The 25,309-nt window shown below is 41.2% G+C and carries 24 protein-coding genes; 20 read left to right on the forward strand and 4 right to left on the reverse strand.

The genetic code is table 11. The features are described 5' to 3' along the window. Positions 1 to 195: 195 nt before the first annotated feature. Positions 196 to 1,422: a Glu/Leu/Phe/Val dehydrogenase dimerization domain-containing protein gene (locus M3O96_RS17450; protein ID WP_249722657.1), complete on the reverse strand. Its 1,227-nt coding sequence runs from the start codon at positions 1,420 to 1,422 to the stop codon at positions 196 to 198. A 68-nt stretch (positions 1,423 to 1,490) separates the two neighbouring features. Next, on the reverse strand, positions 1,491 to 2,564 hold the full coding sequence (locus M3O96_RS17455) for an anhydro-N-acetylmuramic acid kinase (protein ID WP_249722659.1): 1,074 nt from the start codon (positions 2,562 to 2,564) through the stop codon (positions 1,491 to 1,493). Between the two features lie 111 nt (positions 2,565 to 2,675). Here M3O96_RS17455 and M3O96_RS17460 point away from each other — a divergent pair, with 111 nt between their 5' ends. The 12 genes from M3O96_RS17460 (at position 2,676) to M3O96_RS17515 (ending at position 15,643) form a co-directional block, all read left to right on the forward strand. After that, positions 2,676 to 3,404 carry a type III pantothenate kinase gene (locus M3O96_RS17460; RefSeq protein ID WP_249722661.1) on the forward strand — a complete coding sequence of 243 codons (729 nt, stop codon included), beginning with the start codon at positions 2,676 to 2,678 and terminating at the stop codon, positions 3,402 to 3,404. Continuing rightward, a complete protein-coding gene (gene bamG / locus M3O96_RS17465) occupies positions 3,388 to 4,671 on the forward strand; it encodes a BamG family beta-barrel-assembly machinery protein (protein WP_249722663.1) in 1,284 nt (427 codons plus the stop codon). Before M3O96_RS17460 ends, bamG begins: the two co-directional genes overlap by 17 nt. Positions 4,672 to 4,683: 12 nt before the next feature. Next, a complete protein-coding gene (locus tag M3O96_RS17470) occupies positions 4,684 to 5,982 on the forward strand; it encodes a hypothetical protein (RefSeq protein ID WP_249722665.1) in 1,299 nt (432 codons plus the stop codon). A gap of 12 nt (positions 5,983 to 5,994) precedes the next feature. After that, complete coding sequence (gene lptC, locus M3O96_RS17475) at positions 5,995 to 6,624, forward strand: LPS export ABC transporter periplasmic protein LptC (RefSeq protein ID WP_349630856.1); 630 nt, start codon at positions 5,995 to 5,997, stop codon at positions 6,622 to 6,624. A 4-nt stretch (positions 6,625 to 6,628) separates the two neighbouring features. Beyond that, entirely contained in the window at positions 6,629 to 6,850 is a 222-nt protein-coding gene (locus M3O96_RS17480) for a hypothetical protein (protein WP_249722667.1), read from the forward strand. Then, positions 6,850 to 8,136 (forward strand): hemolysin family protein, encoded by a 1,287-nt coding sequence (locus M3O96_RS17485; protein WP_249722692.1) that lies wholly within the window; start codon positions 6,850 to 6,852, stop codon positions 8,134 to 8,136. The genes M3O96_RS17480 and M3O96_RS17485 overlap by 1 nt, the downstream gene beginning before the upstream one ends. 73 nt (positions 8,137 to 8,209) lie before the next feature. After that, positions 8,210 to 10,321: a peptidylprolyl isomerase gene (locus tag M3O96_RS17490; protein ID WP_249722669.1), complete on the forward strand. Its 2,112-nt coding sequence runs from the start codon at positions 8,210 to 8,212 to the stop codon at positions 10,319 to 10,321. A gap of 108 nt (positions 10,322 to 10,429) precedes the next feature. After that, entirely contained in the window at positions 10,430 to 10,696 is a 267-nt protein-coding gene (locus tag M3O96_RS17495; protein WP_249722670.1) for a DUF493 family protein, read from the forward strand. A 12-nt stretch (positions 10,697 to 10,708) separates the two neighbouring features. After that, complete coding sequence (locus tag M3O96_RS17500; RefSeq protein WP_249722672.1) at positions 10,709 to 10,936, forward strand: 4a-hydroxytetrahydrobiopterin dehydratase; 228 nt, start codon at positions 10,709 to 10,711, stop codon at positions 10,934 to 10,936. Position 10,937: 1 nt separating this feature from the next. Beyond that, positions 10,938 to 11,621 carry a 16S rRNA (cytidine(1402)-2'-O)-methyltransferase gene (gene rsmI / locus M3O96_RS17505; protein WP_249722674.1) on the forward strand — a complete coding sequence of 228 codons (684 nt, stop codon included), beginning with the start codon at positions 10,938 to 10,940 and terminating at the stop codon, positions 11,619 to 11,621. A gap of 164 nt (positions 11,622 to 11,785) precedes the next feature. Further along, on the forward strand, positions 11,786 to 12,583 hold the full coding sequence (locus tag M3O96_RS17510; protein WP_249722676.1) for an inositol monophosphatase family protein: 798 nt from the start codon (positions 11,786 to 11,788) through the stop codon (positions 12,581 to 12,583). A 75-nt stretch (positions 12,584 to 12,658) separates the two neighbouring features. Continuing rightward, the gene (locus M3O96_RS17515; protein ID WP_249722678.1) at positions 12,659 to 15,643 is read left to right on the forward strand and encodes an AsmA-like C-terminal region-containing protein; all 2,985 of its coding nucleotides are present in this window, start codon (positions 12,659 to 12,661) and stop codon (positions 15,641 to 15,643) included. A gap of 396 nt (positions 15,644 to 16,039) precedes the next feature. Here M3O96_RS17515 and M3O96_RS17520 read toward each other — a convergent pair whose 3' ends face one another. Beyond that, positions 16,040 to 16,945, reverse strand: a complete 906-nt coding sequence (locus M3O96_RS17520) for an AEC family transporter (protein ID WP_249722680.1) — start codon at positions 16,943 to 16,945, stop codon at positions 16,040 to 16,042. Between the two features lie 143 nt (positions 16,946 to 17,088). On the opposite strand from M3O96_RS17520, the gene M3O96_RS17525 reads away from it, so the two are divergent. The 3 genes from M3O96_RS17525 (at position 17,089) to M3O96_RS17535 (ending at position 18,975) form a co-directional block, all read left to right on the forward strand. Beyond that, positions 17,089 to 17,319: a hypothetical protein gene (locus M3O96_RS17525; RefSeq protein ID WP_241143458.1), complete on the forward strand. Its 231-nt coding sequence runs from the start codon at positions 17,089 to 17,091 to the stop codon at positions 17,317 to 17,319. Positions 17,320 to 17,730: 411 nt separating this feature from the next. Then, positions 17,731 to 18,198, forward strand: a complete 468-nt coding sequence (locus tag M3O96_RS17530; RefSeq protein ID WP_249722681.1) for a hypothetical protein — start codon at positions 17,731 to 17,733, stop codon at positions 18,196 to 18,198. A 309-nt stretch (positions 18,199 to 18,507) separates the two neighbouring features. Then, on the forward strand, positions 18,508 to 18,975 hold the full coding sequence (locus M3O96_RS17535; RefSeq protein WP_249722682.1) for a hypothetical protein: 468 nt from the start codon (positions 18,508 to 18,510) through the stop codon (positions 18,973 to 18,975). 109 nt (positions 18,976 to 19,084) lie between these two features. On the opposite strand, the gene M3O96_RS17540 is transcribed toward M3O96_RS17535, so the two are convergent. Next, a complete protein-coding gene (locus M3O96_RS17540; protein ID WP_249722683.1) occupies positions 19,085 to 19,459 on the reverse strand; it encodes a UDP-glucuronosyltransferase in 375 nt (124 codons plus the stop codon). 146 nt (positions 19,460 to 19,605) lie between these two features. Here M3O96_RS17540 and M3O96_RS17545 point away from each other — a divergent pair, with 146 nt between their 5' ends. From M3O96_RS17545 to rpiB, 5 genes are all read left to right on the forward strand, one after another. Beyond that, on the forward strand, positions 19,606 to 19,968 hold the full coding sequence (locus tag M3O96_RS17545) for a DUF8478 family putative metalloprotein (RefSeq protein ID WP_249722684.1): 363 nt from the start codon (positions 19,606 to 19,608) through the stop codon (positions 19,966 to 19,968). Positions 19,969 to 20,046: 78 nt separating this feature from the next. Further along, a complete protein-coding gene (locus M3O96_RS17550) occupies positions 20,047 to 22,314 on the forward strand; it encodes a TonB-dependent receptor (protein ID WP_249722685.1) in 2,268 nt (755 codons plus the stop codon). 308 nt (positions 22,315 to 22,622) lie between these two features. Beyond that, positions 22,623 to 23,891: a serine hydroxymethyltransferase gene (gene glyA / locus M3O96_RS17555; protein WP_249722686.1), complete on the forward strand. Its 1,269-nt coding sequence runs from the start codon at positions 22,623 to 22,625 to the stop codon at positions 23,889 to 23,891. 15 nt (positions 23,892 to 23,906) lie between these two features. After that, entirely contained in the window at positions 23,907 to 24,767 is an 861-nt protein-coding gene (gene tatC / locus M3O96_RS17560) for a twin-arginine translocase subunit TatC (RefSeq protein ID WP_249722687.1), read from the forward strand. Next, complete coding sequence (rpiB, locus tag M3O96_RS17565) at positions 24,760 to 25,197, forward strand: ribose 5-phosphate isomerase B (RefSeq protein WP_249722688.1); 438 nt, start codon at positions 24,760 to 24,762, stop codon at positions 25,195 to 25,197. Before tatC ends, rpiB begins: the two co-directional genes overlap by 8 nt. Positions 25,198 to 25,309: the final 112 nt, after the last annotated feature.

Raw genomic sequence — 25,309 nt, forward strand, 5'->3', positions numbered from 1 at the left:
TAATTTTAAAATTAAGCAGTCTTTTTCAACAGTTTTGGTTTCTGAGAACCCTGAAAATTACGTTATTCAATATACAAATTTGAATTTTATTTTCGCTAAACTACTTATTTTGAATGAAAAGGTTTGCATACTAAATAAGCTCCGAGAGGATTTAATTTAAAACTAACCCCTCTCGGCTGATGATTGGTAAAATGGTTATACCAACTGCTTTAATGCAATTTCTAAAGAGGTTTCAGCTATTTTGTTTTTTGCCATGCTTTTATCAAAGGTCAATCGCAGGGCAGCTTCAATTGTATGGCTGACATCGTTGAAAATGGCTTCGTCAGTGACTATTGCCCTATCGGACATCAGGTAGGCAAAAACCCTTGCCATCCCGCAGTTTGCGATAAAATCCGGGAGAAGAGATACTTTTTCATCAAGCCAAACTCCTATCGGACCAAAAAATATCTCAGTATCTGCAAAAGGAACATTCGCTCCGCAGCTGATTACTTCTAATCCGGTTTTGACCATCCGCTCTGCCTGATCCTTAGTCACTAACCTCGATGCTGCAGCGGGTATAAATACCTCACATCCAATATCCCATATTTTCTCATTCAACTCTGCAAAAGGTATCAAATTGTCCGCAACGAGTTTATTGCCCTCTCTTTTGATGAATAATTCCCTTATCTCATCCAATGAAAATCCCGAAGGATTGATCAGACCACCATCTCGGTCAATAATTCCGACTATTTTGACCCCATCCACTGCCAAAAAACAAGCTGCAGCAGCACCTACATTTCCCCAACCTTGGATAATGGCCCTTTTGCCTTTGATGTCACCTCCCCAGATCGAATAATAATGTCGGACAGCTTCAGCCACTCCAAAGCCCGTAATCATGTCGGCCACCTTGTATTTCTTAGATCCATTAGGCGTATAGTGCGGATCTTCCAAGACTTTGGATACTCCCTGTCTCAACCTTCCGATTTTTCTGATCTTTTCAGGTTCTGTGGCATGGAAATGGCCGTTTACAATTCCCTCTTGAGGATGCCAAAGTCCATAATTCTCTGTGATTGGGATGACTTCGTGGATTTCATCGACATTAAGGTCACCACCTGTTCCATAGTAACTTTTCAATAAGGGCATGACCGCCTTGTACCAGCGTCTTAGGACCTCTTCTTTTCTTGGGTCGTTTGGGTCGAAGTTGATTCCTGATTTTGCTCCACCGATGGCAGGACCTGAAACAGTAAATTTGACTTCCATTGTTTTGGCAAGGGATTCCACTTCCCTTCTGTCAAGTCCTTTGCGCATCCGGGTGCCCCCCCCGGCAGCACCTCCGCGTAAGGAATTGATCACAACCCATCCTTCTGCTTCAGATTCGCTGTCACTCCATTCAAAAATAATTTCGGGTTGCTGGTTCTCAAACTTTTTGAGTAGTTCTTTCATGGTAAATATTTGGGTTTATTTGGAGGCAAAAATAGAAATAATCTCCGGCCAAAAAGCTCCAAGACTTATTATCCGTAAACTAAACCTCCGCAATTGTCTCTCGAAGCCCCTGTTACCGATGCCAACGAGTTCATTTCGTCTCTTAATTTTAGAACTCCCAAAAAAGAAAACACGAGTGCTTCTTTGAAATTGATGAGTAAAGGATCTGCCTGGACCACTTCGATATCGGGACTAAGTAACGCTGCTAGTTTTTCCATAAAAAACATATTGTAAGCACCGCCACCGGTCACTAGAACTTTGGTTTTTTTCCCAAGAACAGGGATCAGAATCTTATTGATCTGCTCAGCATAATGAATTACAAGAGTGTGAAGGACGTTTTCAGGTTTGTGTTCCTCGCTCCCATCGAGGATTTTAAGGTAATCCTCAAGGTCTTCCCTTCCCAAGGATTTTGCTCCGTTGATTTGATAATAGGGGAGTTGATTAAGTTGCCTCAGTTCTTTTTTCAGCAGTGTTCCTTTTCGTGCCAATTTTCCATCTTTATCATATGGCTTTCCACAGGATTCTGCAAAATGGTTGAGCAAAAGATTAAATGGACAAATATCAAATGCTATCCTCTTACCTTCTGATTCCATGCTGATATTTGCTATACCTCCCAGATTGATACAATAATCAAAATCCGGGAAAAGCATTTTATCGCCTATGGGAACTAATGGTGCACCCTGACCGCCTAGCTGCACATCAAGCATTCTGAAATCATTGATCACTGGAATCCCACAAGCTGCATGCAATGCCCAACCGTTACCAATCTGAATACTGAGTTTTTTGGAAGGCTGATGAAATACCGTATGTCCATGCGAGGCAAGTACCTCTACTTCGAGTTGGTGCTTTTTGATAAAAATACTAACCTGTTCTCCCATCCACTGTCCAAAGTGTACGTCTAAAAGTGATAGCTTGTACCCATTCAACAGATGGGATTTCATTAGTTTTTTTCCGAGTTTTTTGGGAAAAGGAACGGTCTCACTTGCCTTGATATGATAAGTCCAAAGGTCATTTTTCTCAAATTCACAATAGGCGATATCCAGTCCATCACCTGAAGTACCAGACATCAGGCCAATGACTTTGTATGAAGATTGGGTTTTCATGGGTTAAATTTTGTTAAATAATTCTGCATAAAGTTAAATTTATTTTAATCAAAAAGTCGGGTGTCGGAATTTGACTACTTTCGCTAAGACCTGAAACCGCAAGAAAACTTGATGTCGAAACAGCTGATTGTAGATATAGGAAATACAAGAATCAAAACAGCTGTTTTTGAACAGGATAATCTTTTGGAAGAAAGGAGTTTTGAGGACTTCTCCCGGTTTTGGACTTACGCTCAAAAGCAGGAATTCAGGAATGCCATCATCAGTTCAGTAACTTACACTGAAGACCAGCTTAACGGTTTATTGGACTTTCCGTTTTTGTTTCTCAATTCAAAAACGCCTTTGCCATTCCAAAACCTATATGCCACTCCAGACACATTGGGGGTGGACCGAAAGGCCGCTGTGATTGGCGCTAGGACAGTTTTTCAAAATTGTCCTGTACTTGCCATCGATTTGGGGAGTTGTATAACCTATGATTTTATGGATGAATCTGACAGGTATTTTGGAGGGGCTATTTCCCCTGGATTAAAGATGAGATTCAATGCCATGAATCAGCTGACGGCAAGGTTACCCTTGGCCGAATTGGAGAAGGGACAGGAGCCAAAATTTATGGGAGACAGCACTGTTTCGGGTTTGAGGTCAGGGGTTTATTATGGTATCAAATTTGAAATGCGGGGATTCATTGTGTCATATCAGACCCAACATCCGGATTTGAAGGTCATTATTTGTGGAGGTGACTCAAAAATCTTTGAAAGCTTAACAAAAGACCACATATTTGTAATCCCAAATTTAGTCCTTCGAGGATTGAATAGAATATTAAGCTACAATGTCAATTACCAATAGTATTAGATTTCTGGGTGTTTTAGGCACCTTTTTCATTTTCACACAAGCCTTTCCACAGTCAAGTGCATCTACTTACAGTGCACTTGGTCTTGGCGAATTCAACTATTCCGGAGTTACTCAAAATCAAGGCATGGCTGGATTAGGAATCAGTTTTGGAACAGGATGGGGGGTAAATTATATGAACCCTGCCCTGTCTACCAGAAACACTATTTTTAATTTTCAGGCAGCACTTAACTATAAGAGAATCAATGTCACCAGCGGAACAGATAATGCCACCATCGATGGGGGTGGACTCTCCTATGTAGGTTTGTCTTTTCCGGTCAAATCCGGTAAAAGGACACTTGGAATGGGCGTGGGGCAGATTTCTAGTGTGAATTACAGTATTCTTGTCAAGGGAGAAGTCAATAATTCAGATTTCAATTCTATCAATAGAGTTGAGGGCGAAGGGGGAATTTCAGAAGCCTATTTGTCCTACGGTATAGTTGTCGCAAAAAACCTGAGTTTGGGAATCCATGGTTCTTATCTGTTCGGATCTACTATACGTACCAATCAATTGGTCTTATTGAATCCGGATGATGCAGAATTTGGTTTTCAGACAGAATATTATGAAAGATTGACCGTCAGCGACGCCACTTTTAAAGCAGGTGCACATTATTATTTCAAAACAGGTGCTAAAAGCAACATTCACATTGGTGCCACCTATCATGCATTTGGAAATATTAATGGAAAAGAATTTGCGAAGATAGCCGATTTTGGGCAAGCTAGCAGGCCCGATTCTGATGGTGATGTCTTGAGGAATAATGAAAAAGGAACAGTATTTATCCCAAGTAACCTTGGTTATGGAATATCTTACGAAAAAATAAATAAATTTGTGATTGGTCTAGAAGCCCAAATGCAGAATTTTAGCCAATACCGTTCTTTCTCAGGAGTCCAAGGCGAACTAGGTGATACTTACAGGGTTGCCCTTGGAGGTCAGCTTATTCCAAACTTCTCGACGGTAAGCAATATATTCAAAAGGTCGACAATCAGGTTTGGTATAGAATATCAACAAACACCCTTCATTTTGAACCAGACGCAGATCAATGACATTGGCATCAATTTTGGAGCTTCGGTTCCTATCAACAGTTTATCACTGATGAACTTTGCGATTAAGTTTGGTTCGAGAGGTACCCTCAACAATGGCTTGATCAAAGAAGATTACTTCGGAGTTACCTTAGGATTCTCATTAAACGATAACACCTGGTTTTACAAACGCGTATTCGAATAACACCTAAAAGATATGAAACTTAAAAACGCACTCATCGGGTTATTTACCCTTAGCCTTGCAAGCATGGCTCAAGCCCAGGAATTTAATTGGCCTGCGGATACTGAACAGGAAGCAAAAGCCCGTGAATACAACGCGGCTTATGTGGACTATATGAAGTCAGAGCAATTTGTTGAAGCTACCAAACCTCTAAATTGGTTGCTTGTCAATGTTCCAAAATTGAATGAATCCATCTATATCAACGGGGTAACCATTTTTAATGGCGCTGCCGTTGCCACGACCGACCCAGCCAAGAAAAGGATGTATCAGGATTCGGTTATGAAAGTGTATGACCTGAGAAAGGCAAATTTTGATAATGAAACAAAATGGATTGAAAACAAGGCTTATTATGGATATCAATTTTACAGAGACGATAAAACCAAATTGGCTGAAGCTATTAGTTACTATGACAGGGCCTATGAGGTAAATGGCACGATCAATCCTGCCTATACTGCTGCTTATTTTGATTTGGTGAGAAGGCATTATTTGTTGAATAAAGCTTACACGCCAGTTCAAGTATTAGAAATTCATGATAAGTTAACCAAACTTCTAGATGCAGCAGAAGCTGAGGGAAAGGATGTAACTACACCTAAATCCAACGTTGAATCTTTACTGGTAGCCATGGAATTGATCAATTGTGATTTTATAGAAAACACATTGGGTCCAAAGCTAAAAGCAGATCCTGCAAACATGGTATTGGCCCAACAGATATTCAATTATTCGGTAAAATACAAGTGTTTTAGTTCCGCTTCATTCCTTTCTGCATTGGAAATCATTGATAACCAAAACCCTACTTATGCTACCTCACAAGTACGAGCTATGAGGTATATGCAGAATAGAGAATATGACAAAGCACAGCCTGTTTTGGAAAAGGCTTTGACTTTGGCAGAAAACGATGTCCAAAAGGCTGAAATCCATTACGACTTAGCCAAGGTACACGCTCAGGCAGGAAGAAAAAATGCAGCAAGATCCGCAGCATTAGAGGCTGCCAAATTGGATGCTGAGAAAGCAAAAGATGCATGGCTTCTAATTGCCCAGATGTATATGAGTTCTTCTGCAGATTGTAGAAGAGGTGTAAGTAGAGTCGATGACCAAGCCATATACATAGCTGCTTATAATGCTTACTCAAGAGCCGGTGACAGCCAAGGAATGGCTGAGGCAAGGGCAAGGTTCCCATCTAAAGAGGAACTGTTTACCGAAAGCAGGAAGGTTGGAGAAACCATCACTGTAGGATGTTGGGTTGGAGAGACTGTTACGCTTGCGTCTAGAGATTAATCCCCTGATTAAATGAAATATAAAAGGCAGTCAAACATGACTGCCTTTTTTTGTGGACTCGTTCATTCACCAATCTTTTCTATCTTTGCAGGTATGAATATGATTGACAGAATTAAGATTCCTGTTATCGGCCTATTGATTTGTTTGTTTTCCTGTGGAGAGGAAGTTGACAGCAGTATTTTGGAGACATATAAGGGGCCAGTTGGATTGGCGCTTGACGTAGAACTTTACCATAGTGATTCCACCATTATCAGGACGCAGGTCAAAGCCAAAAAGCAAATGGAGTTTGGGACCGGGGATTTGGAATTTCCCGAAGGGATAGAAATTTTCTTTTTTGATGTAGAAGGCAATACAACCTCCACAATGCGGGCTAATAAAGGTTTCTTTGATAAGACAAAAAACCTATACCGTGGGGAAGGTGACGTACAGGTACACAATCTTGAAAAAGACCAGAAGCTCTCTTCGGAGGAGTTGTTTTGGGATCCTAATTCAGAGAAAATATACACCGATAAGTTTGTGACTATCCAGGAAAAAGAAACGATTTTCAATGGAACAGGCATGGAGGCGGATCAGAAGTTTAGTGAATACAAATTGTTTAAAGTAACCAACAGCAGGACGATTCTCCCCGGAGAAGGACAATAAAAAAATGAAATTACCTGACTTCCTACTCTTGTCTCTTTCGGCAGCTTTGGTCATCATTGGGACTCACCTGACGATTTCCTCCGGTTTGATCAGTTCTTACCCTGTTTTCATGTTTGCTGTTGCTTTACTTTTTTGGTACCGATATCGGAAAAATGAAGTTGCCCATAAATCCGAAGAAGCCAAGATAAATCCAGTCAAAAAAGTAAAAAGCCGGAAATCAAAATGATAGAATCCCATTACTTAATATATGTTGGCATCACCCTGCTTTTTTCTGCATTTTTTTCAGGAATGGAAATGGCGTTTGTTTCAGCAAATAGGCTGCAGATAGAGCTTCAAAACAAACAAGGATCTGTCTCAGGAAAGATCCTTTCCGGGTTTGTCAAAAAACCGGGGCAGTTTATCGGCACCACATTGATAGGCAATACCATTGCATTGGTTCTTTACGGTATTTTTATGGCCTACCTGCTTGATCCGATAATTGTCTCATGGCTGCCGCAAAACTTCAATAACCAGGCAAATGTGGTCATCATCCAGACTATTCTGTCTACCATTATTGTGTTGATTACCGGGGAGTTTCTTCCCAAAAGTATTTTTATGCTCAATCCAAACAGTTTGCTTTCCTTTTTTTCCCTTCCATTTCAGCTTATTTACTTTTTGATGTACCCATTGGTTTGGTTGATCGTGGGGATGTCAAGGTTGTTTATCACTAATGTACTCCGATTGGAATACAATGAAGATAAGCCTGTTTTTAAAGTAACCGACTTGAACAGTTTTATCAAAAACAGCCTCCACCATAGTGGGCACGATGTGAAAGTGGACTTGGACGCTAAGATTTTTGACAATGCAGTGGAATTCAAAACCATCCGTGTCCGGGAATGCATGGTTCCGAGGACGGATATTGTAGCTGTGGACAAAGAGGATACAATGGAAGACCTTAAGCAGGTTTTTGCTGAGAGCGGTCATTCCAAGATCATCGTATTCAATGAGTCTATAGATGACGTGATTGGTTATTGCCATCAATTGGAGATGTTCAAAAAGCCTAAGAAAATATCCGATATCCTTACTCCAATTATCATCACGCCTGAATCAGCATTGGCCAACGAACTTTTGATCCAGTTTATCAAAGAAAGAAAAAGCCTTGCTTTGGTGGTGGATGAATTTGGTGGTACGAGTGGAATTGTCAGTATGGAAGATATTATAGAAGAAATCTTTGGTGAGATCCAGGATGAATATGATCAGGACGACCTGATCGAGCAAAAACTCTCCGATCATGAGTATTTATTGAGCGCGAGACATGAAATAGATTATTTAAATGAAAAATATGGATGGAATTTACCTTATGGTGATTTTGAAACTTTAGCAGGTTTTATTCTCTCTCTTAATGAGGATATTCCCCAAAAAGGTGAGTCCATTACCTTTGAATCATATACTTTTATCATAGTTTCAAAACTAGACCATAGGATAGAAACAGTTAAAATTAAGATACATTTGGGGGCTGAATCCAATAAGTAATTTATTGACAGTGATAATATTTTGAATTTACAGGTAGATTGAATTATTTTGCGGCACTTCAAAAAACAGGAGAATGGCTTTAATTAAAAAAATCAGACAAAGAACAGGTCTTGCAATCGGTGTTATAGCAGTTGGATTGATATTTTTCCTCGTTGGAGGGGATCTATTGGGCCCTAATTCTACCCTTTTGGGTAGTAGCGCAAACAATGTGGGAGAAATTGCAGGTGAAGACGTTTCCTATGAGGAATACATCCGAAAGATCGAAGAGATCAAAATTTCTTTCCAACAAAATTCAGGTCGGACCCCTTCCGAAAATGAAATGACAACTTTGCGAGAGCAGGCTTGGCAGGCATTGATCGTTGACAAAGTTTTTGCCGAGCAATATGAGGCTTTAGGTCTGACTATCTCCGATGCCGAATTGGTGGATATGGTTCAAGGCAAAAACATCATTGCGGAGTTGAGGCAACAATTGACTAATCCCCAGACCGGGGAGTTTGACAGGTCACAGCTGATCAGCTTTTTGCAATCTCTAGAGACTGCAGGTCCTGAGCAATTGGCATTTTGGGAACAACAGGAAAAGCTTTTTGCCAAAGGCAGATTAAGGGTGAAGTATGACAACCTATTGTCAACCTCAGAATATGCTAACTCTAAAGAAGGCAGATTGGAGCACAGAATGGCAAACAGCATTGCAGATGTGGACCACTTGTTCATTCCTTTTTATGCTGTTTCAGATTCTGCAGTAAAAGTTTCTGACACTGAATTGAAAGCCTACATTTCCAAGTATCCTGAAAAATTCAAGGTAAAGAATGCGGCTGATCTGGAATATGTAAGCTTCGACCTGACGCCTAGTGCTGAAGATTCAGCAGCTGTGATCTCAGAAATGAAAAGGTTGACTGAAGAACTCAGAAATTCTGATGCTGATTCAGCTTTCGTTGTACGTAATTCTGATGGACAGAGTCCATTTGCTGTTGTCGCTCCGGGAGAAGAATTGCCAAATACATTGACTTCTAATGTTGATGATATTCAGGTAGGTGAAACTTATGGGCCATTCTTGACCAACAGGTCGTCATACGTCACACACAAAGTGACTTCAAAATTTGATGGAACTCCAAGAATGAGAGCTTCCCATATTTTGTTTTCCGCCCAAGACTTGTCAGAAGATGCCAAAGCAGAGGTAAAACTTAATGCAGAAAATGTACTGACAGAAATAAAGGGAGGGCTTGATTTTGCAACTGCCGCTGCCCAATATGGTCAGGACGGTACTGCCCAAAGAGGAGGCGATCTAGGTTGGTTTGCAAAAGCCGATTTTGTTGATGCTTTTGCGGATGTTTCCTTCGCAGCCAAATCTACCGGTTTGATCAACAACCTTGTTGAAACTGAATTTGGATACCATATTATCTCAATCACAGAATTGCCGAAAGCAACTTCCTATAAAATAGCTACTATAGAGTTGGAATTAGGTCCAAGTGATGTAACGAGAAACGATGTATTCAGAAAAGCCGATTCTTTTGCTTCTACTGCAGGAAACACAGCTGAATTTACCGCAAATGCTGAAAAAGATGGATACAGAATCATTCAAGCCAATAATGTAGATGCTTTTGCAAGAACATTGAATAACCTTCAAAATGCGAGAGAAGTCGTGAGATGGGCATTCAATGATGCTTCAGAAGGAGCGGTTTCTACTGTATTTGAACTTGACAATGCCTACATCGTAGCCAATCTCAAAAAGAAATACGAAGAAGGAACTGCTACATTGGATCAAGTGAGACAGCAGGTTTTGGTACAAGTGAGAAATGACAAGAAAGCAGAAATCATCAAAGGAAAGCTTGAAGGAAAAACCACCTTGGAAGAGATGCAGTCAGTATTTCCAAACGAGGCTTCTCTAGACAAATCACCTGACCTTAGGATGAACGCATCGGTTCTTCCCGGAGTTGGTTATGCGCCAAAGGCAATCGGTGCTGCATTTGGATTGAAAAATCCGGGTGACATTAGCAAGCCAATCCATGAGGATGTGGGTATTATTGTGATCAAATTAAATAATCAGACCGCTGCTTCTGATATTGCAAGCTACAATTCTTATCAGAGCCAATTGACTTTGAATGCTTCTCAAAGAACTGCTTACATGATCATGATGGCATTGGAAGACCTTGCAGATGTGAAAGATTACAGATATAAATTTTTCTGATCAATAAATCAGAGATTAAAAAAAACCCGTGGGATTTCCTCACGGGTTTTTTTGTGCTCAAGGATTTTATTTTTATTCTATGGTGTTTATCCCTTAAATTCGTAAAAGATGAAAGACACATTTGACCGGCAGGCTTTCAAAGAAAAGTTGGAAGCGCAGACTCCCTTCCCTACCTTGTATATGTTCAAATTTATTGTCCCCAATGGCAAGGAGGATCAAGTGGCAGCATTATTGCCCAACAATAAAATGACTTTAAAACATTCCTCCAAAGGAACCTATGTCTCTGCTACCATCAAAGCAATGATGCCCAACAGCGATGCGATTTTGGATATTTATGAAAAAGCTTCGAAGATCGAAGGCGTGATTTCACTTTAAAAAAAATAGATTATGTGGACTGAAAAAAACAACTGTCTGACCAAAACCTTTAAATTCAAGGATTTTCAGGAAGCATTTGCTTTTATGACAAGAGTGGCTTTTATAGCTGAAGCGCAAAACCACCATCCCAATTGGAGTAATGTCTACAATACTGTTATCATTAATCTAAACACCCACGATGCCGGGGATATTGTCACTGAAAAAGACCACAAACTCGCCAAAGCCATAGATAACATTTGACATGTCGGAAGATAAGACGATTAGCCTTTTTTTGGTTCCTACGCCTATCGGCAACCTCAAAGATATTACACTCCGGGCAATTGAAGTCCTGAAATCAGTGGATGTGATTTTGGCTGAAGATACCCGGACTACCGGCAAGTTATTGAAACACCTTGAAATCAACCGTCCGCTACAGAGCTATCATATTTTCAATGAACACAAGGCAGTAGAAAAGTTGGTCGACAGGATGAGACGGGGTGAAGTATTGGCTTTGGTCAGTGATGCAGGTACACCCGGAATCTCAGATCCCGGATTCCTGCTTGTCAGGGCTGCTAAGGATATCGGACTAGAAGTCAACTGTCTTCCCGGAGCTACCGCATTCGTGCCTGCCTTGGTCAACTCAGGGCTTCCTAACGACAGGTTTACTTTTGAGGGCTTTCTCCCGCACAAAAAAGGAAGAAAAACACGGATTGAATCATTATTGGAAGAATCCCGTACCATGATTTTCTACGAATCACCGCATAGGCTGATGAAGACCTTGGAGCAGTTTGCAGAGGCATTCGGACCTGACAGGATGGCAAGCGTATCGAGGGAACTCACCAAAATCTATGAGGAAAATGTGAGAGGAACCCTTCAGGAGCTTGTCGCCTACTACAAAGAGCATCCGATTAAAGGTGAGATTGTACTTGTGGTGCAAGGGAAGTGAAGATTGATAAATTTCAAAAAAATAGTTGTCAGCGTATCTCCATTTTCTGACTTTTAACAAGATTGTTTTTGCTATGTATTTGTAGCGCCTCATTTGCTTGGTTTAACTTCTTTCCGCATCCGGCTATTTTATTAAATCTAATCCAACCTTTAAATCTCCCTAAAATGATTGACCTATTAGCCATACTCGAACAAACAGAAAAAGTCTCCCGCGAAGCTGGGGCATTTATCCGAAATGAAAGGTTATCCTTTGACTTGAATAAAGTCGAAACAAAAGGACTGAACGACTTGGTCTCCTATGTGGACAAAGAGGCCGAGAAGCTGATAGTAGAAAAGTTAAGCCTTATCCTTCCTGAAGCGGATTTTATCACTGAAGAAGGAACGGGTGAAACATCCGGAAAAGAGTACACCTGGATCATCGATCCCTTGGATGGAACCACAAATTTTATCCATGGGCTTCCGATTTTCTCCGTCAGTATCGGATTAAAGTATAAAAAGGAAATTGTGCTTGGCGTCGTCTATGAAATCAATTTTGATGAGTGCTTCTCTGCGTCTAAAGGAAACGGAGCCTTTTGTAATGGAAAGCAAATCAGTGTCAGTACTGCAAAAACATTAGGAGAGAGCTTAATTGGAACTGGATTTCCTTATAGCGCCTTTGGACAAATAGATAATTACCTGGCGGTACTGAGGTTATTGATGGAAAAATGCCATGGATTAAGGCGAATGGGTAGCGCGGCTGCTGACTTGTGCTATGTTGCTTGTGGCAGGCAGGACGGTTTTTTCGAATACGACCTCAAACCTTATGATGTGGCGGCTGGCATCATCATCATTCAGGAAGCTGGAGGACGGGTTACTGATTTTGAAATGGGAGATGATTTTCTTTTTGGTAAGAAAATTGTTGCCACCAATGGGCTAATCCACGACGAACTTGGTCAGGATATCAAAAAGGTGTGGCAAAAATAGCCTGATTGGTTTCTTTCAAATGGAATCCAAATTCTCATTTCATCGTTATTTAAGTTCCAAATATCATTTCATAATATGAAAAAGACATTGCTTATTTTCCTCGGAATTTTCATTTTTTTACTTGTATCACTGATTGCCTTACCCTTTATATTTAAAGGCAAAATCATCGAAAGAATCGATAAAGAAATCGCAGCATCCGTCAATGCAAAAGTTTACTATGACATCGATAATGTCAGCCTGAGCATTTTTAAAAGATTTCCGCATATTTCTGCTACAGTGGAGCAATTCGGAATTGTAGGAAACGAGCCTTTCCAAACAGACACTTTGGTGCACATGGATAAGGTCCAAATCGACTTCAACCTTAGATCTATCTTATTTGGTGACGTACCGACTCTTACCGGAATCCATTTGGACGGTGGAAGCCTTTATGTAAAGGTTTTACAAGACGGTACTGCCAATTATGACATCACCTATCCTTCTGAGGAAGATACGGTTACAGAAAGTAATTTTCAGATTGCTGTCGATTTGATTGAAGTGAAGGATTTTGACCTGATCTATGATGACAGATCCCTTCAATATTTCATGGCACTAGGAAATATCAACCTCGAGGGAAGCGGTGATTTCACAGCTGATGTCTATGATTTGCCGATTAAAATGGAAGCTTTGATCGCGGACATTGCCTATGAGGGTACCGATTACCTGACCAATAAGCAGTTCAAAGGAGAAACCACCATGAATATCGACATGGCTAATATGAAGTTTGCCTTTGGCGAAGGGGAATTTGCACTCAATGACTTTCTTTTTGACATGAAGGGATTCATTGCCATGCCTGCTGACGACATCGACATTGACCTTGCATTTGCAGGAAAGGATAATACTTTTAAGAGTATTCTGTCTTTGGTTCCCGGGATTTATACAGAGAGTTTTACAGGACTCAAAACTTCAGGTACGATGGATTTCCAAGGTTTTGTAAAGGGTATTTATAATGAGACTAGCTTTCCAACCTTTGATATTGTATTGAATGTGGCTGACGGGATGTTTCAGTATCCAGATCTGCCTAGCCCGGTCAGCAATGTCAATATTGATTTTCAGGCTAAAAATGAGACGAATAACCTAGACAATACCATTATCAACATCCCTACATTCAACCTTGATTTTGGAAGCAATCCTATTTCAGGCCGATTCTTTTTGGCCAATCTAAAGAGCTATGACATGGATGGGGTACTGAAAGGAAAGCTTAACCTAGAGGAAATGACATCCATATTTCCGATTGAAGGGATGGAACTCAAAGGGATCCTGGATATCAATGCACAAGCCAAAGGCAGGTATGACTCAGCAGCCAAAATCATCCCCAACCTGGACATCAAGATGTTGCTCAGCAACGGCTACATCAAGAGTGCTGACTATCCGGCACCAATTGACAAACTCAATGTCAATGCCTCAGTCATCAACACATCCGGTAACATGAATGACTTTTTGGTCGACCTGAACCAGTTTGGATTTGAATTGGAAGATGAAGCCATTAACGGTAAGTTGAAAATCAATGACTTTACCCTGCTCAATTGGGACGGCGCCATCAATGGGACAGTGGACTTGGGCAAGATATTGGCCATTTTCCCGATGGAGGACATGAATATGGCAGGAAAAATCCAAGCAGATATTCAGACCAAAGGTTCCTATAAAGACGTGGAGGAGGGACGATACGACAAATTGAATACCCGTGGTAATTTAGGAGTAAGCCAATTTTCCTTTACCTCCACCGATATTCCGCAAGGTATTAAGATCAATCAGGCCAATGCAGATTTTTCTCCGGACCGAATCACGTTGAGCAAATTTGATTCCCAAGTGGGTCAAAGTCCGCTTCAAGCTACAGGATTCCTTTCCAACTACATGAATTATTTCCTGAAGGAGGGCGAGACTTTGAAAGGTCAACTGAGTCTGAATTCCAACAAGTTCAATGTCAATGAGTGGATGACAGAATCGACGACAACCGATACCGCTGCTTTGACGGTAATAGAATTGCCAAAAAACATAGACTTCTCCATGTCAGTCGCTGCTGCAGAAGTAGTCTACGATAACCTTACCTTGAAAGAAGTCAAAGGAAATATGCTTTTGAGAGGGGGCGTTCTGAGTTTTTCCGATGCATCTATGCAGACATTGGGTGGACAAATGATCCTTAATGGTTCGTACGACCCAACTGATCTGGCACAACCCAAGTTTGATTTCAATCTAAACCTTGCGAATCTCAGCATTCCACTTGCATTCCAATCCTTCAATACAGTCAGGGCCTTTGCTCCGATTGCGCAACACCTGACCGGGAATTTCAACTCCACTTTGGCGTTTTCCGGAAAATTGGGACAGGATATGATGCCAATACTCTCTTCTTTGGATGGAAGAGGATTGCTCAAAATCGCTGAAGCGGCATTGAAAGACAGTCCGATCATCCAAGGGATAACAAGCCTTACCAAGCTGAATGATACCAATACCATCCAATTCAAAAACCTTTCTATTCCAATTGATATCAATAACGGCGTCTTGGATGTGAAGCCGTTTGATGTGAAGTTGTGGGATTACCAAGCCAATATCCAAGGCAGCACTGGATTTGATGGAACGATAAAATACCTGATCAATATGCAGGTTCCTGCCGGAAAATTTGGTGCCCAAGCCAATACCCTTCTTGCTGCCATTTCAGGAAATGAAGTCAGCGAATCCACGATTATTCCTGTAGCCATCAGTCTTGGTGGCACTTACAACGCGCCTAAGGTAGGTTTGGCCGGTGGCAACAGCATTGAAAACCTGTTGGCCACAGCACTCAAATCAAGGGTAAGTAATGAGACCGCAATTATCCAACAGGAAGTCACAGAGCAGTTCAAAGCGGCAGAGGACAGTCTAAAAAGAGAACTGAAACTCAAAGCAGACATACTCCAAGACAGTGTGAAGAAAGAGGCCGATAAAAAAATAGAAGAAACCAAAACCAAAGCTGCAGACGAGGCCAAAAAAGTCCTGAGGGGATTGTTGAAACCAAAACCAGCCAAGCCGGATACTACGAAGATTAATTGATTGGTAATTGGTTAGAGGTTAAAAGGTTATTTGGTTATTTGGTTATTGGTTATTGGTTATTTGGTTATTTGGTTAATTGATTTCAATAGCGGGCTGGTTAAGGATAATTTAGTATTTGGTTAATTGAATAAAGGTTAATTGGTTAACTCTACTTAGTCAAATAGGAAAGGATTTAAAATTTTATTTTCTATTCAATAATCCTATTGATTGAAGCAAAGTAATACTTGGTATTTTTAGGAAATATCGTACTGTCCCTTTAGGGACAAAATATTGGTAGAAAAAATTTCAGTGAATTTCCGTGCCTTTAGGTACGGAATATGATGTACCCGCCTTTAGGTGGGCAATTCTGAAACCTACCAAAGCAGCATTAAACGTTATTTGATTAATCATGAGCTACTAAGACAATATAAAATACCAGATAGCCAAAGTGAAAAAAGAAAGCGGAATTCCGATGCCGACGAGCAGGGAAGCGAGTTTTGGTTCGAGGTCGTGGGTGATGGCAATGATCGAGCCCGTAATCATCGGGGCCATGGCAGCCTCCATGACGGATACCTGCAGGATCAAACCTTCCAAACGAAACACAAACTTGAATAGAAGCAAAATCACCAAGGGAATTAGGATAAGTTTGTAGGAAAGTCCATACCAGAGAAACTTTGACTTCAAGGCGGCAAAGTCCATTTTTACCTGCAAACCTACAGAAGTCAATGCCACAGGAGTCAAAGTAGCTGTTATGACCTGCAATAATGCATCAAATCTTCCTCCGATCTCAAGACCATAAAAATTAAGCCCAAAGGCGATCAAAAAGAACAAAAAGGGTGGGAATGTGAGGATTTTCCGGGTGATGTCTCTCTTTCTTTTTTTGCCTACACTGTAAATCGATGCTACGATGACTGCCACGCTGCTCACAATAATGAATGACCCCGCCTGATCTATCAGCAATGCAATTTTGACACCTTCCTCCCCATAAAGAGCCTGTATAATCGGGATTCCGACAAACGAGGTATTGGCCAAGCCTGCTGTAATCACCAGACACCCTGTAATAGATTTTCCCCAATTGTACTTTTTGCCGAGCAATCCAAAAATCAACCAAGAAAGCCCAAAGCCAATCCATGCCGCGGCTACCGGCAACAATAACTCTGTCCGCAATTCGATTTTGGGTAAATACCGCAATGCCAAAGCCGGCAAGACTACGTAAATCAGGTAACTGTTCAGGTACTTGGAGGTATTTGCGGGAATAAATTTGAACCGCTGCAAAAAAAAGCCCAAAACCAAAAAAACAACAATGAGGAAGATGTTTATCATGCACTAAGTGGAATAAAAGCTAATAAACAGGATGACTAATTGAAATCAAAATAGAAGTAAATTCTAAAGTTAACATAATCGTAATTTACAATTAACCGCTTCTAAAATCTATTCCTTTTTATTTGTAGAGTATTAACTGAGCAATGATGAAATTGATCCCATTAGTCATCGAAGGAAAAAGAATCGTCCAACTCTCCCAACTGACCATCGATCAGGCCAATGACCTGAGAAGTTGGCTGCCTTCCAACAGCATCAAAAAAGTAAATTTTCAGGGAATGGAGATCAGTGACTGTATTTCTTTTGAGACGTATGAATATTGGTTCAGAACCTACCATTCACTCACAAGAGCTTACGAGACGATTTTGGATTTTTAAATCTAAGTTCGACTTTTTCATATTATTTAAAGAATACCTGTAAACTCAAAAACGGATTCTACTACCTTCACATCCGATACAAAGAAGGCCTGATCCGCAGGCAGATCCGGGTGGAAAGGTAGGCTTGGAATATCCCTCCAAGGGGTTCCAAACCCTTGGAGGGTTTCGAAAAATAGAAATCACCCTTTATCCCTATTTTTCAACGCACCGGCAAGAATTCGGGGATGATTTTTAAGGGTTTTTGTCCTGAAAAATCAAATTTTTAAATCTCCTAAAAATCAATGAAATGGCTTAGTTTCTACAATATTAATTTACCTAAGGTCTGTTTTTTAAGTTTTTCTTATTTTTATTGTAGCGTTCTAAGTTTTGCGGCCGTATGGTTAAATATACTAACACCAAAAACTGATTATCATGAAGAAAATACCCAGCTTCTTGTTAAGGGCACTAAACGCAATCAGTCGGTTTGACCATTTGCTAAACCAAAAAAGCAAATTCATAAAAATAATAGCTTTTCTGATATTGCCTATCGGTCTTTTTGCATTTAGTTGCGAAGACCAAGATTTAAAGTTAGACTGTATTCGAGGAAAATATATCGGTAACTATTGCGAAGGTGCCGTTATTCAAATCCTAGACGATCATAAAATCGCTAGAGATTGGAAGAGTATGTTTAGTGATGAAGTTTATACAAATTCCGTTGTAGCAAGTATTGATACTTTAATAGCAAAGGGGTTAGACCCTGATTTTTTTTCCACAGACGCTGTATTTTATTTTAAATACAGGGAAGGTGGATATGGAAGAAAGCAATTTAGCATATGTGAACCTTCGGCATTTGTAACCATTACGTACATTTCAAAAAACCCCTGCGTGAATGAAAACTAGAAATAGCCTTAACAATAGAAAATGCCAAAGGGAGTAAATTAGCATACAGGCTTTTCAGGTTTTTGTGCCTGCAAAAATCAATTTCCAAATCTCCTAAAATTCAAAGGATTGACTTAGACTCTATGGCATTTCTTTACCTAACTCTTGTTTTTTATAATTATTTTTGATTTAATTGTAGCGTTTTGCCAATTGATTAAGTCTTGGGAATGTGTTGTATTCAGAATCTTCGAGAGTGATAATGATAAAATGGCAATTATTACCAATGTATTTTAATTATTCAAAAGCAAGTTTTAACAAAACAAGATTACAATGGGAACTTTAGTGATTTTCAAACCCAAGTGGATTTACATGGCAGGAATGGTTTTGCTCTTTCCGTTTTTTGGAGGTTGTCAGGAAAGAGAAGATCCGGATGGTGAGTTGAAGTGTCAGGTGGATGCAGTAACCGGCCCAGAGGATGATGTGGTAGGAAAATGGAAAATGGTATGGGAAAGGGGAGCTTTTTTTAACCGTGATACAATTGACTATTCCTGTAACAATATCATATATCATTTCAGACCCGATGGCTTCTTGGAGGTGAGGAGTGATGTTGAGGAAGCCGGACTTCCGCAAGGAGATTATAATTATGAACTGACCATGTCTCCACTCTATGAACATATGGGTGGTTATACGCTAAGAATATCTAATACTAGTTGGATATGCTATATCAAGAAAACGAGCATGACCTTGGATATTAGACCCCTTGATGGCCCAGTGACGCATTTTATCCGGAAAGAGTAACCATTTAGCTAAAACATAATCTTTATGAAAAAACGGTTTTACTATTTTACCTTTGCTGTTTTCATTTTGTTCTCTTTAAAAGTCTGAATCCCTTGGAGGGTTTTGATTTTTAGTCCAAGCCAAAACCCTTCCTTTTTTCAGAAAAATATTCTTTAAGATCAGGATAATACTTGCTCTCTACTTCAGGGATTCCCAGCATTGTCAGTCCCATTTTTCCCTGTGCAAGGTCCCAATCCGTTTCCATAGTTTCAATCATAAAAATCACTTCCTGGGTGGACAAAGGTTCGTGGCTTTTGGAGGGACTCAGGTTGATGTCATTGCCATAAAAATCCACTGCTTCATAGTGAATCATGCCTTCTAGCAGGTTAGCATAAATGCTGATCATCTCACCCCACTGGCTTTCGGGAAAGTCCAGCCTGATCAAAAGTACCGAAGTGAGCTCGGCTTCAAAATAGCTTTCGGGTCTGTATCTGAAATCTACCATATCTGAAATCTACTGAAATTCTGCCAAATGGGTATTTTTTTGACTTGTCAAACAAACCTATATGACTTGGAATAAAATTATGAATGGTAAATTTAGATTAACTTTGTTATCTATATTTGCGTTATCTGTTTGAATTATTGAAATAAGTGAAAAAATTCCGCAACATAGTTCCATTCCTCAGTCATTTCAGCTTGGCCCTGATGCTCAGCATACTGACTAATGGTGTGTTGTTTTTTCACTCGCATGAACTGAACGGAAAGATCATTACCCATGCCCATCCGATTTTATCTATTGAGCAGGAATCCCAACCTGACCACGGGCATACAGAAGAGGAACTGATCATTCTGGATCTGCTCGCACATGCTGATTATATTGTTTATCAGTTTGAAGTTCCTGTTCCTGAATCGATTGTTTTTGACCAAAGTTTTGAATCCTCTTTTACCTCTATTGAGTTTTTTACCCAAGTCCAATTGGGATTTGACCACCGGGGCCCCCCTGCTATTGCCTGATTTTTCTTTCCTGAAAGGTTGCCTTTAACCTTTCCAACAGTCCTTTTTACCCATTTCTAATTAATAGCAATTCAAGCAATGCGACTACTATTCGTTATTGCCCTTACTCTGATTTCCGTCGGGGTATTGGCAGCACAAGACCTTACCATCACAGGACGAGTCCTTGATAAAAATACCAATTCCCCTTTGCCGGGTGTTTCCGTTTTCGTTCCCGAACTCAACCGAGGGGTGGTAACTGACCTCGAAGGAAATTTTAAAATTACCTCCCTACCGACAAAAAACATCACCTTCCAGATTTCCTTTATCGGCTATGCCACCCAAGTGCAAACCGTAAGGCCAAACAATGCCGGGAAAGCTGTTGTGATCCAATTAGAGGAATCGATGACCAATATTGACGAGGTTGTGATTTCGGGTGCTTATATCATGAGCAAAGAAAGCTCCCCTATCAGCATCGAAAAAGTAGACATTACGGATATCCTTAAAATGCCATCACCAAGTTTGATGACAGCACTGACGAGAACACCCGGGGTAAATGAAATCTCTTTGGGACCAGGTATCAGCAAACCTGTCATCCGGGGACTTTCCTTCAGCAGGGTATTGTCCGTGTACCAAGGAGGAAGATTTGAAAACCAGCAATGGGGTGCCGACCATGGACTGGGATTGGCCGAGACCGGGATTGGCAATGTAGAACTGATCAAAGGTCCCGCTTCCCTGATTTATGGATCGGGTGCAATGGCAGGTGTGGTCAACCTGATTGAGGAAAAAGATGCCGCAAAAGGTGACGTCGATGGCTATGTCAACCTGCGCGGATACAGCAATAACCTTGGTCTGAGATCTGAAGTGGGAGTCAAAGGTGCTGCTGAGAATGGCTTTGTATGGTCCCTGAACGGTGCCTTGGAATCCCATGCCGACTACATTGACGGGGATGGCAGGACCATGGGCAATACCAGGTTCAATACCCAAAACCTCAAAGGAGGAGTGGGACTTCAAAAGAAATGGGGAGATACCAGACTCCGGTACACTTACATGAAGCAAAAGCTTGGTATTCTTGATGAAGATGCCATAGATGAGCTTGCAACTTACAGAGGTGATCGTAAAACCCAAGTGCCCTTCCAAAATGTTACTGACCACTTCATTTCCTCAGAGACCAATGTCTTTTTGGGTGAGGACAAGTTCAAAGCTACCTTTGGCTTGCATAAGAACCTCAGGGAAGAATTGGAATCCGGGCCTGAAAGTGTTGATTTGGGATTGAACCAAACCAATATTATGTATGACCTCAAGTATTATAAGTCATTGAATCCACATTTGGAAGCGATTTTTGGAGTACAAGGCTTTGTGCTCAATACGATCAATTATGACGACGCATTGGAATTCCTTATCCCTGACGCAAGAAAAGACGACAGATCTGTCTATGGACTTTTGAATTACAACAAAGACAAGTGGGTCATCCAAGGTGGCCTACGATATGATTACAGAAAAGTGAATGTAGATGCAAGTGCGCCACATTTCATTGATTTCGGATTTATCTTACCTGGCGAACCTGAGGACAGAAAGCTAGAAAGGACATTCGATGGTGTGACCACAAGTGGAGGGGCGACTTTCAGACCGGATAATAAATGGAGATTCAGGCTGAACATCGCTCAGGGTTTCAGGGCTCCGGATTTGGCTGAGTTATTTTCCAACGGTGTACATCCCGGAACAAGAAGATTTGAAAAAGGAAATGCCTCTTTTGAAAGAGAACAAAACATCCAAACCGACTTTGGCATCCGTTACAGCGGCAAGGGGTTTGCGCTTTCAGGTGAAGTTTTCTACAATAACATCAACAATTATATCTTCTTTGCTCCCACAGGAGAAGTTCAGCAGGATTTGGATATTTGGTCATTTGAGCAGGCAGACGCCAGACTTTATGGAGGCGAAATCGAATTGGACATCCAACCTACTTCGGTCAAATGGATCAGCGGTTCAACATCCTATGCGATGGTCATCGGTCAGAGAACAAGTGACCTTAGCTACCTTCCTTACATCCCCGCATTCCGATGGAATCAAAATGTAGATTTCAGAATGAATAGTATTGGAATCCTACAAAATCCTTATATCAGTGTGTTGGGATCTTTGGTTTTTGACCAGGAAAGAGCGGCACCTCTGGAAGAAGCGACACCGGGTTATTTCCTTTTGGGGATGAATATCGGTGGAAATCTGAAAATGGGGAACAATACGGTGGATGTCTATGTCAGCGGCACCAACTTGCTGAACAGAGCCTATCTCGATCACTTATCGCTTTTCAGACCTTTTGAAGTCAATCAAATGGGAAGGAATATTGCGTTGAATGTGAGAATACCGTTTTAAGTTAAGTGGTTATCCGCTTCTTTGTCAGTAGGCTATATTCATCTGCGGGCAGGACGGAAGACCGATGTACCGGGCATTTCAGTCTCATACCAAGAATTAAGTTGAAATTCAATATTACTATCATATTTCAAACATAAATTTTAAATTAACATAAACCCCTTAATTAAGCCCTCTTGATTTGCAATCAGAGGGTTTTTGGTTTCTTCAAATCAAGGCCTTATTGCAGATTTGAGGAGATATTCATTTTATATTCAATTGGATAATCCATCGAATAAAACTAATTTTGGCCGACCTATTAAAATACCCCCATGAAAAGAGATCAGGCTATTTTTGACCTAATTGCCAAAGAGGAAAACCGTCAAAAAACCGGAATTGAATTGATTGCTTCTGAAAACTTCACCAGCAAGCAGGTGATGGAAGCAGCAGGAACTGTATTGACCAACAAATATGCGGAAGGCCTTCCCGGCAAACGCTATTATGGTGGTTGTGAGATCGTAGATCAGATCGAGCAGTTGGCGATCGACAGGGCAAAAGCGCTATTTGGTGCTACCTGGGCGAATGTTCAGCCGCATTCTGGGGCACAAGCAAATGCTGCTGTTTTCTTGGCAGTGCTCAATGCCGGTGATCCAATTTTGGGTTTCGACCTTTCACATGGAGGGCATTTGACCCATGGTTCCCCAGTTAATTTTTCGGGGAAATTATACAAGCCGCATTTTTATGGCGTAGAGGAAGAAACCGGAGTCATCGATTACGACAAAGTGGAAGCCAAGGCATTGGAAGTAAAACCAAAATTGTTGATCTGTGGCGCTTCGGCCTATAGCCGTGATTGGGATTATGAGATATTGAGGGATATTGCAGACCAAGTCGGCGCCTTGTTATTGGCGGACATTTCCCACCCTTCCGGATTGATTGCAAGAGGTCTTTTAAATGATCCATTAGAATTCTGTCATATCGTAACGACCACCACCCACAAAACCCTTCGTGGCCCAAGAGGTGGATTGATTTTGATGCGCGACGATTTTGATAACCCTTTTGGATTGAAAACACCAAAAGGTGAATTGAGAAAAATGTCTTCCTTGTTGGATTCAGGTGTATTCCCCGGAACACAAGGCGGTCCATTGGAGCATATCATTGCAGCAAAAGCCATTGCATTTGAAGAAGCACTTTCTGATGAGTATATGGAATATGTCCTGCAGGTCAAAAAGAATGCAGCTGTCATGGCCGAAACCTTTGTGGGCTTGGGATACCAAATCATCTCAGGCGGAACTGATAACCACATGATGCTAATCGACCTTCGCAATAAAGACCTTACTGGTAAATTGGCTGAAGAGACTTTGGGCAAAGTAGATATCACGATCAATAAAAACATGGTTCCCTTTGATACCAGATCGCCATTCGTCACCTCAGGCATGAGAGTGGGTTCGGCGGCGGTCACAACCCGTGGGTTGAAGGAAGAAGACATGCGCAAGATTGTTTCCCTGATCGACAGGGCACTGACAAATCACAGTGATGAGGCTGAATTGGCCAAAATCAAATCCGAAGTCAATGACTGGATGGTTCAATTTCCATTGTATTAATTTTCCTAAAACAGCGTGGCCTTAGACCAGTATAAAGAAGAAGAGGAAGAAGAGGGCATGTCCTTTTTGGATCATTTGGAGCAGTTGAGGTGGCACCTGCTGCGCTCTGCCGCTGCCATTTTGATATTTACCGTTGCAGCTTTTCTTGCCAAAAGCATTGTGTTTGGCATCGTCATCCTTGGACCTTCGAAGGTTGATTTCATTACCTATAGGGTGCTATGTCAGGTTTCTGATTACCTGTCGATTGCTCCCCTGTGTATCGACACGCTGCCTTTTACCATCCAAAGCAGGCAGATGACGGGGCAGTTTTCGATGCACTTGACCTCGAGTATGGTGGTGGGATTGATCGTATCCTTTCCATATCTTTTTTGGGAAGTTTGGAAATTTATCAGCCCGGGACTTCACTTGCAGGAAAGGCAAGCTGCACGTGGTGCGGTATTCTTCGTCAGCCTGTTGTTTTTCTTGGGTACGGCTTTTGGATATTTTATCCTTGCGCCACTGTCTATTAATTTCTTGGCCAATTACCAGTTGGATCCAAGCATCCTCAACGAATTTGACATCACTTCTTATATCGGAACTTTGACCATGCTAGTGTTGGCTTCTGCCATCATGTTCCAGCTTCCGGTGGTGATTTACTTCCTTTCCATGTCTGGATTGGTCACCGCGGCCATGCTGAAAGCATATAGAAGGCATTCCATTGTGGTGATTCTAATCGTATCCGCTTTGATCACTCCTCCCGATGTCATCAGTCAGGTGCTGATATCCATGCCGATACTTGTACTCTATGAAGCGGGCATACAGGTCGCTAAAAGACTGGAGAGAAAGAGAGCCAAAAAAGAATTGGAAGACAACTTGAAATACAAAGACAATGAGTAAAATCATAGCCATTGGAGGCGATCATGCAGGTTTTGAATATAAGACCGAACTTATTGAAGTGTTGAAAGCGAAAGGATACGAAGTGAAGGATTTTGGTCCATACACAGGCGCTTCGGCAGATTATCCGGATTTTGTCCATCCGCTCTGCAGTGCCATCGAAGCCGGTGAGTTTGCGCAGGGAATCCTCATTTGTGGCAGCGGCAATGGCGTTGCCATCACTGCCAACAAGCATCAGGGAATCCGGGCAGCGCTTTGCTGGACTGAGGACTTGGCAGCTTTGGCAAGACAACACAACGATGCCAATGTCTTGGCTTTGCCGGCAAGGTTTATACCCTTTGACTTGGCAGTTAAGCTTGCGGATATATTTCTGACAACAGACTTTGAAGGTGGCAGACATGCCACCCGGGTGAATAAAATCGCCTGTAAATAAAAACTCCTCCTCATGAAAATGGGGAGGAGTTTTTTATGGGACAACCGACCACGGTCGACAGTCCACTGCCACCTGATTTCTAGTTTTGATCGTTAAATCTTAGAAACTTTTT

This window comes from Aquiflexum sp. TKW24L, from assembly GCF_023502205.1.
Classification (GTDB): Bacteria; Bacteroidota; Bacteroidia; order Cytophagales; family Cyclobacteriaceae; genus Cognataquiflexum.

What these genes read in the sequence shown, in the direction of transcription:
- lptC (WP_349630856.1), top strand. Translation starts at nt 5,995, where the DNA reads ATGAAATATAAAAGGCAGTCAAACATGACTGCCTTTTTTTGTGGACTC.
- glyA (WP_249722686.1), top strand. Translation starts at nt 22,623, where the DNA reads ATGAAAAGAGATCAGGCTATTTTTGACCTAATTGCCAAAGAGGAAAAC.
- M3O96_RS17490 (WP_249722669.1), top strand. Translation starts at nt 8,210, where the DNA reads ATGGCTTTAATTAAAAAAATCAGACAAAGAACAGGTCTTGCAATCGGT.
- M3O96_RS17550 (WP_249722685.1), top strand. Translation starts at nt 20,047, where the DNA reads ATGCGACTACTATTCGTTATTGCCCTTACTCTGATTTCCGTCGGGGTA.
- M3O96_RS17480 (WP_249722667.1), top strand. Translation starts at nt 6,629, where the DNA reads ATGAAATTACCTGACTTCCTACTCTTGTCTCTTTCGGCAGCTTTGGTC.
- M3O96_RS17535 (WP_249722682.1), top strand. Translation starts at nt 18,508, where the DNA reads ATGGGAACTTTAGTGATTTTCAAACCCAAGTGGATTTACATGGCAGGA.
- M3O96_RS17525 (WP_241143458.1), top strand. Translation starts at nt 17,089, where the DNA reads ATGATGAAATTGATCCCATTAGTCATCGAAGGAAAAAGAATCGTCCAA.
- M3O96_RS17460 (WP_249722661.1), top strand. Translation starts at nt 2,676, where the DNA reads ATGTCGAAACAGCTGATTGTAGATATAGGAAATACAAGAATCAAAACA.
- M3O96_RS17495 (WP_249722670.1), top strand. Translation starts at nt 10,430, where the DNA reads ATGAAAGACACATTTGACCGGCAGGCTTTCAAAGAAAAGTTGGAAGCG.
- M3O96_RS17510 (WP_249722676.1), top strand. Translation starts at nt 11,786, where the DNA reads ATGATTGACCTATTAGCCATACTCGAACAAACAGAAAAAGTCTCCCGC.
- M3O96_RS17540 (WP_249722683.1), bottom strand. Translation starts at nt 19,459, where the DNA reads ATGGTAGATTTCAGATACAGACCCGAAAGCTATTTTGAAGCCGAGCTC.
- rpiB (WP_249722688.1), top strand. Translation starts at nt 24,760, where the DNA reads ATGAGTAAAATCATAGCCATTGGAGGCGATCATGCAGGTTTTGAATAT.
- M3O96_RS17470 (WP_249722665.1), top strand. Translation starts at nt 4,684, where the DNA reads ATGAAACTTAAAAACGCACTCATCGGGTTATTTACCCTTAGCCTTGCA.
- M3O96_RS17500 (WP_249722672.1), top strand. Translation starts at nt 10,709, where the DNA reads ATGTGGACTGAAAAAAACAACTGTCTGACCAAAACCTTTAAATTCAAG.
- M3O96_RS17515 (WP_249722678.1), top strand. Translation starts at nt 12,659, where the DNA reads ATGAAAAAGACATTGCTTATTTTCCTCGGAATTTTCATTTTTTTACTT.
- M3O96_RS17450 (WP_249722657.1), bottom strand. Translation starts at nt 1,422, where the DNA reads ATGAAAGAACTACTCAAAAAGTTTGAGAACCAGCAACCCGAAATTATT.
- M3O96_RS17520 (WP_249722680.1), bottom strand. Translation starts at nt 16,945, where the DNA reads ATGATAAACATCTTCCTCATTGTTGTTTTTTTGGTTTTGGGCTTTTTT.
- M3O96_RS17530 (WP_249722681.1), top strand. Translation starts at nt 17,731, where the DNA reads ATGAAGAAAATACCCAGCTTCTTGTTAAGGGCACTAAACGCAATCAGT.
- bamG (WP_249722663.1), top strand. Translation starts at nt 3,388, where the DNA reads ATGTCAATTACCAATAGTATTAGATTTCTGGGTGTTTTAGGCACCTTT.
- rsmI (WP_249722674.1), top strand. Translation starts at nt 10,938, where the DNA reads ATGTCGGAAGATAAGACGATTAGCCTTTTTTTGGTTCCTACGCCTATC.
- M3O96_RS17455 (WP_249722659.1), bottom strand. Translation starts at nt 2,564, where the DNA reads ATGAAAACCCAATCTTCATACAAAGTCATTGGCCTGATGTCTGGTACT.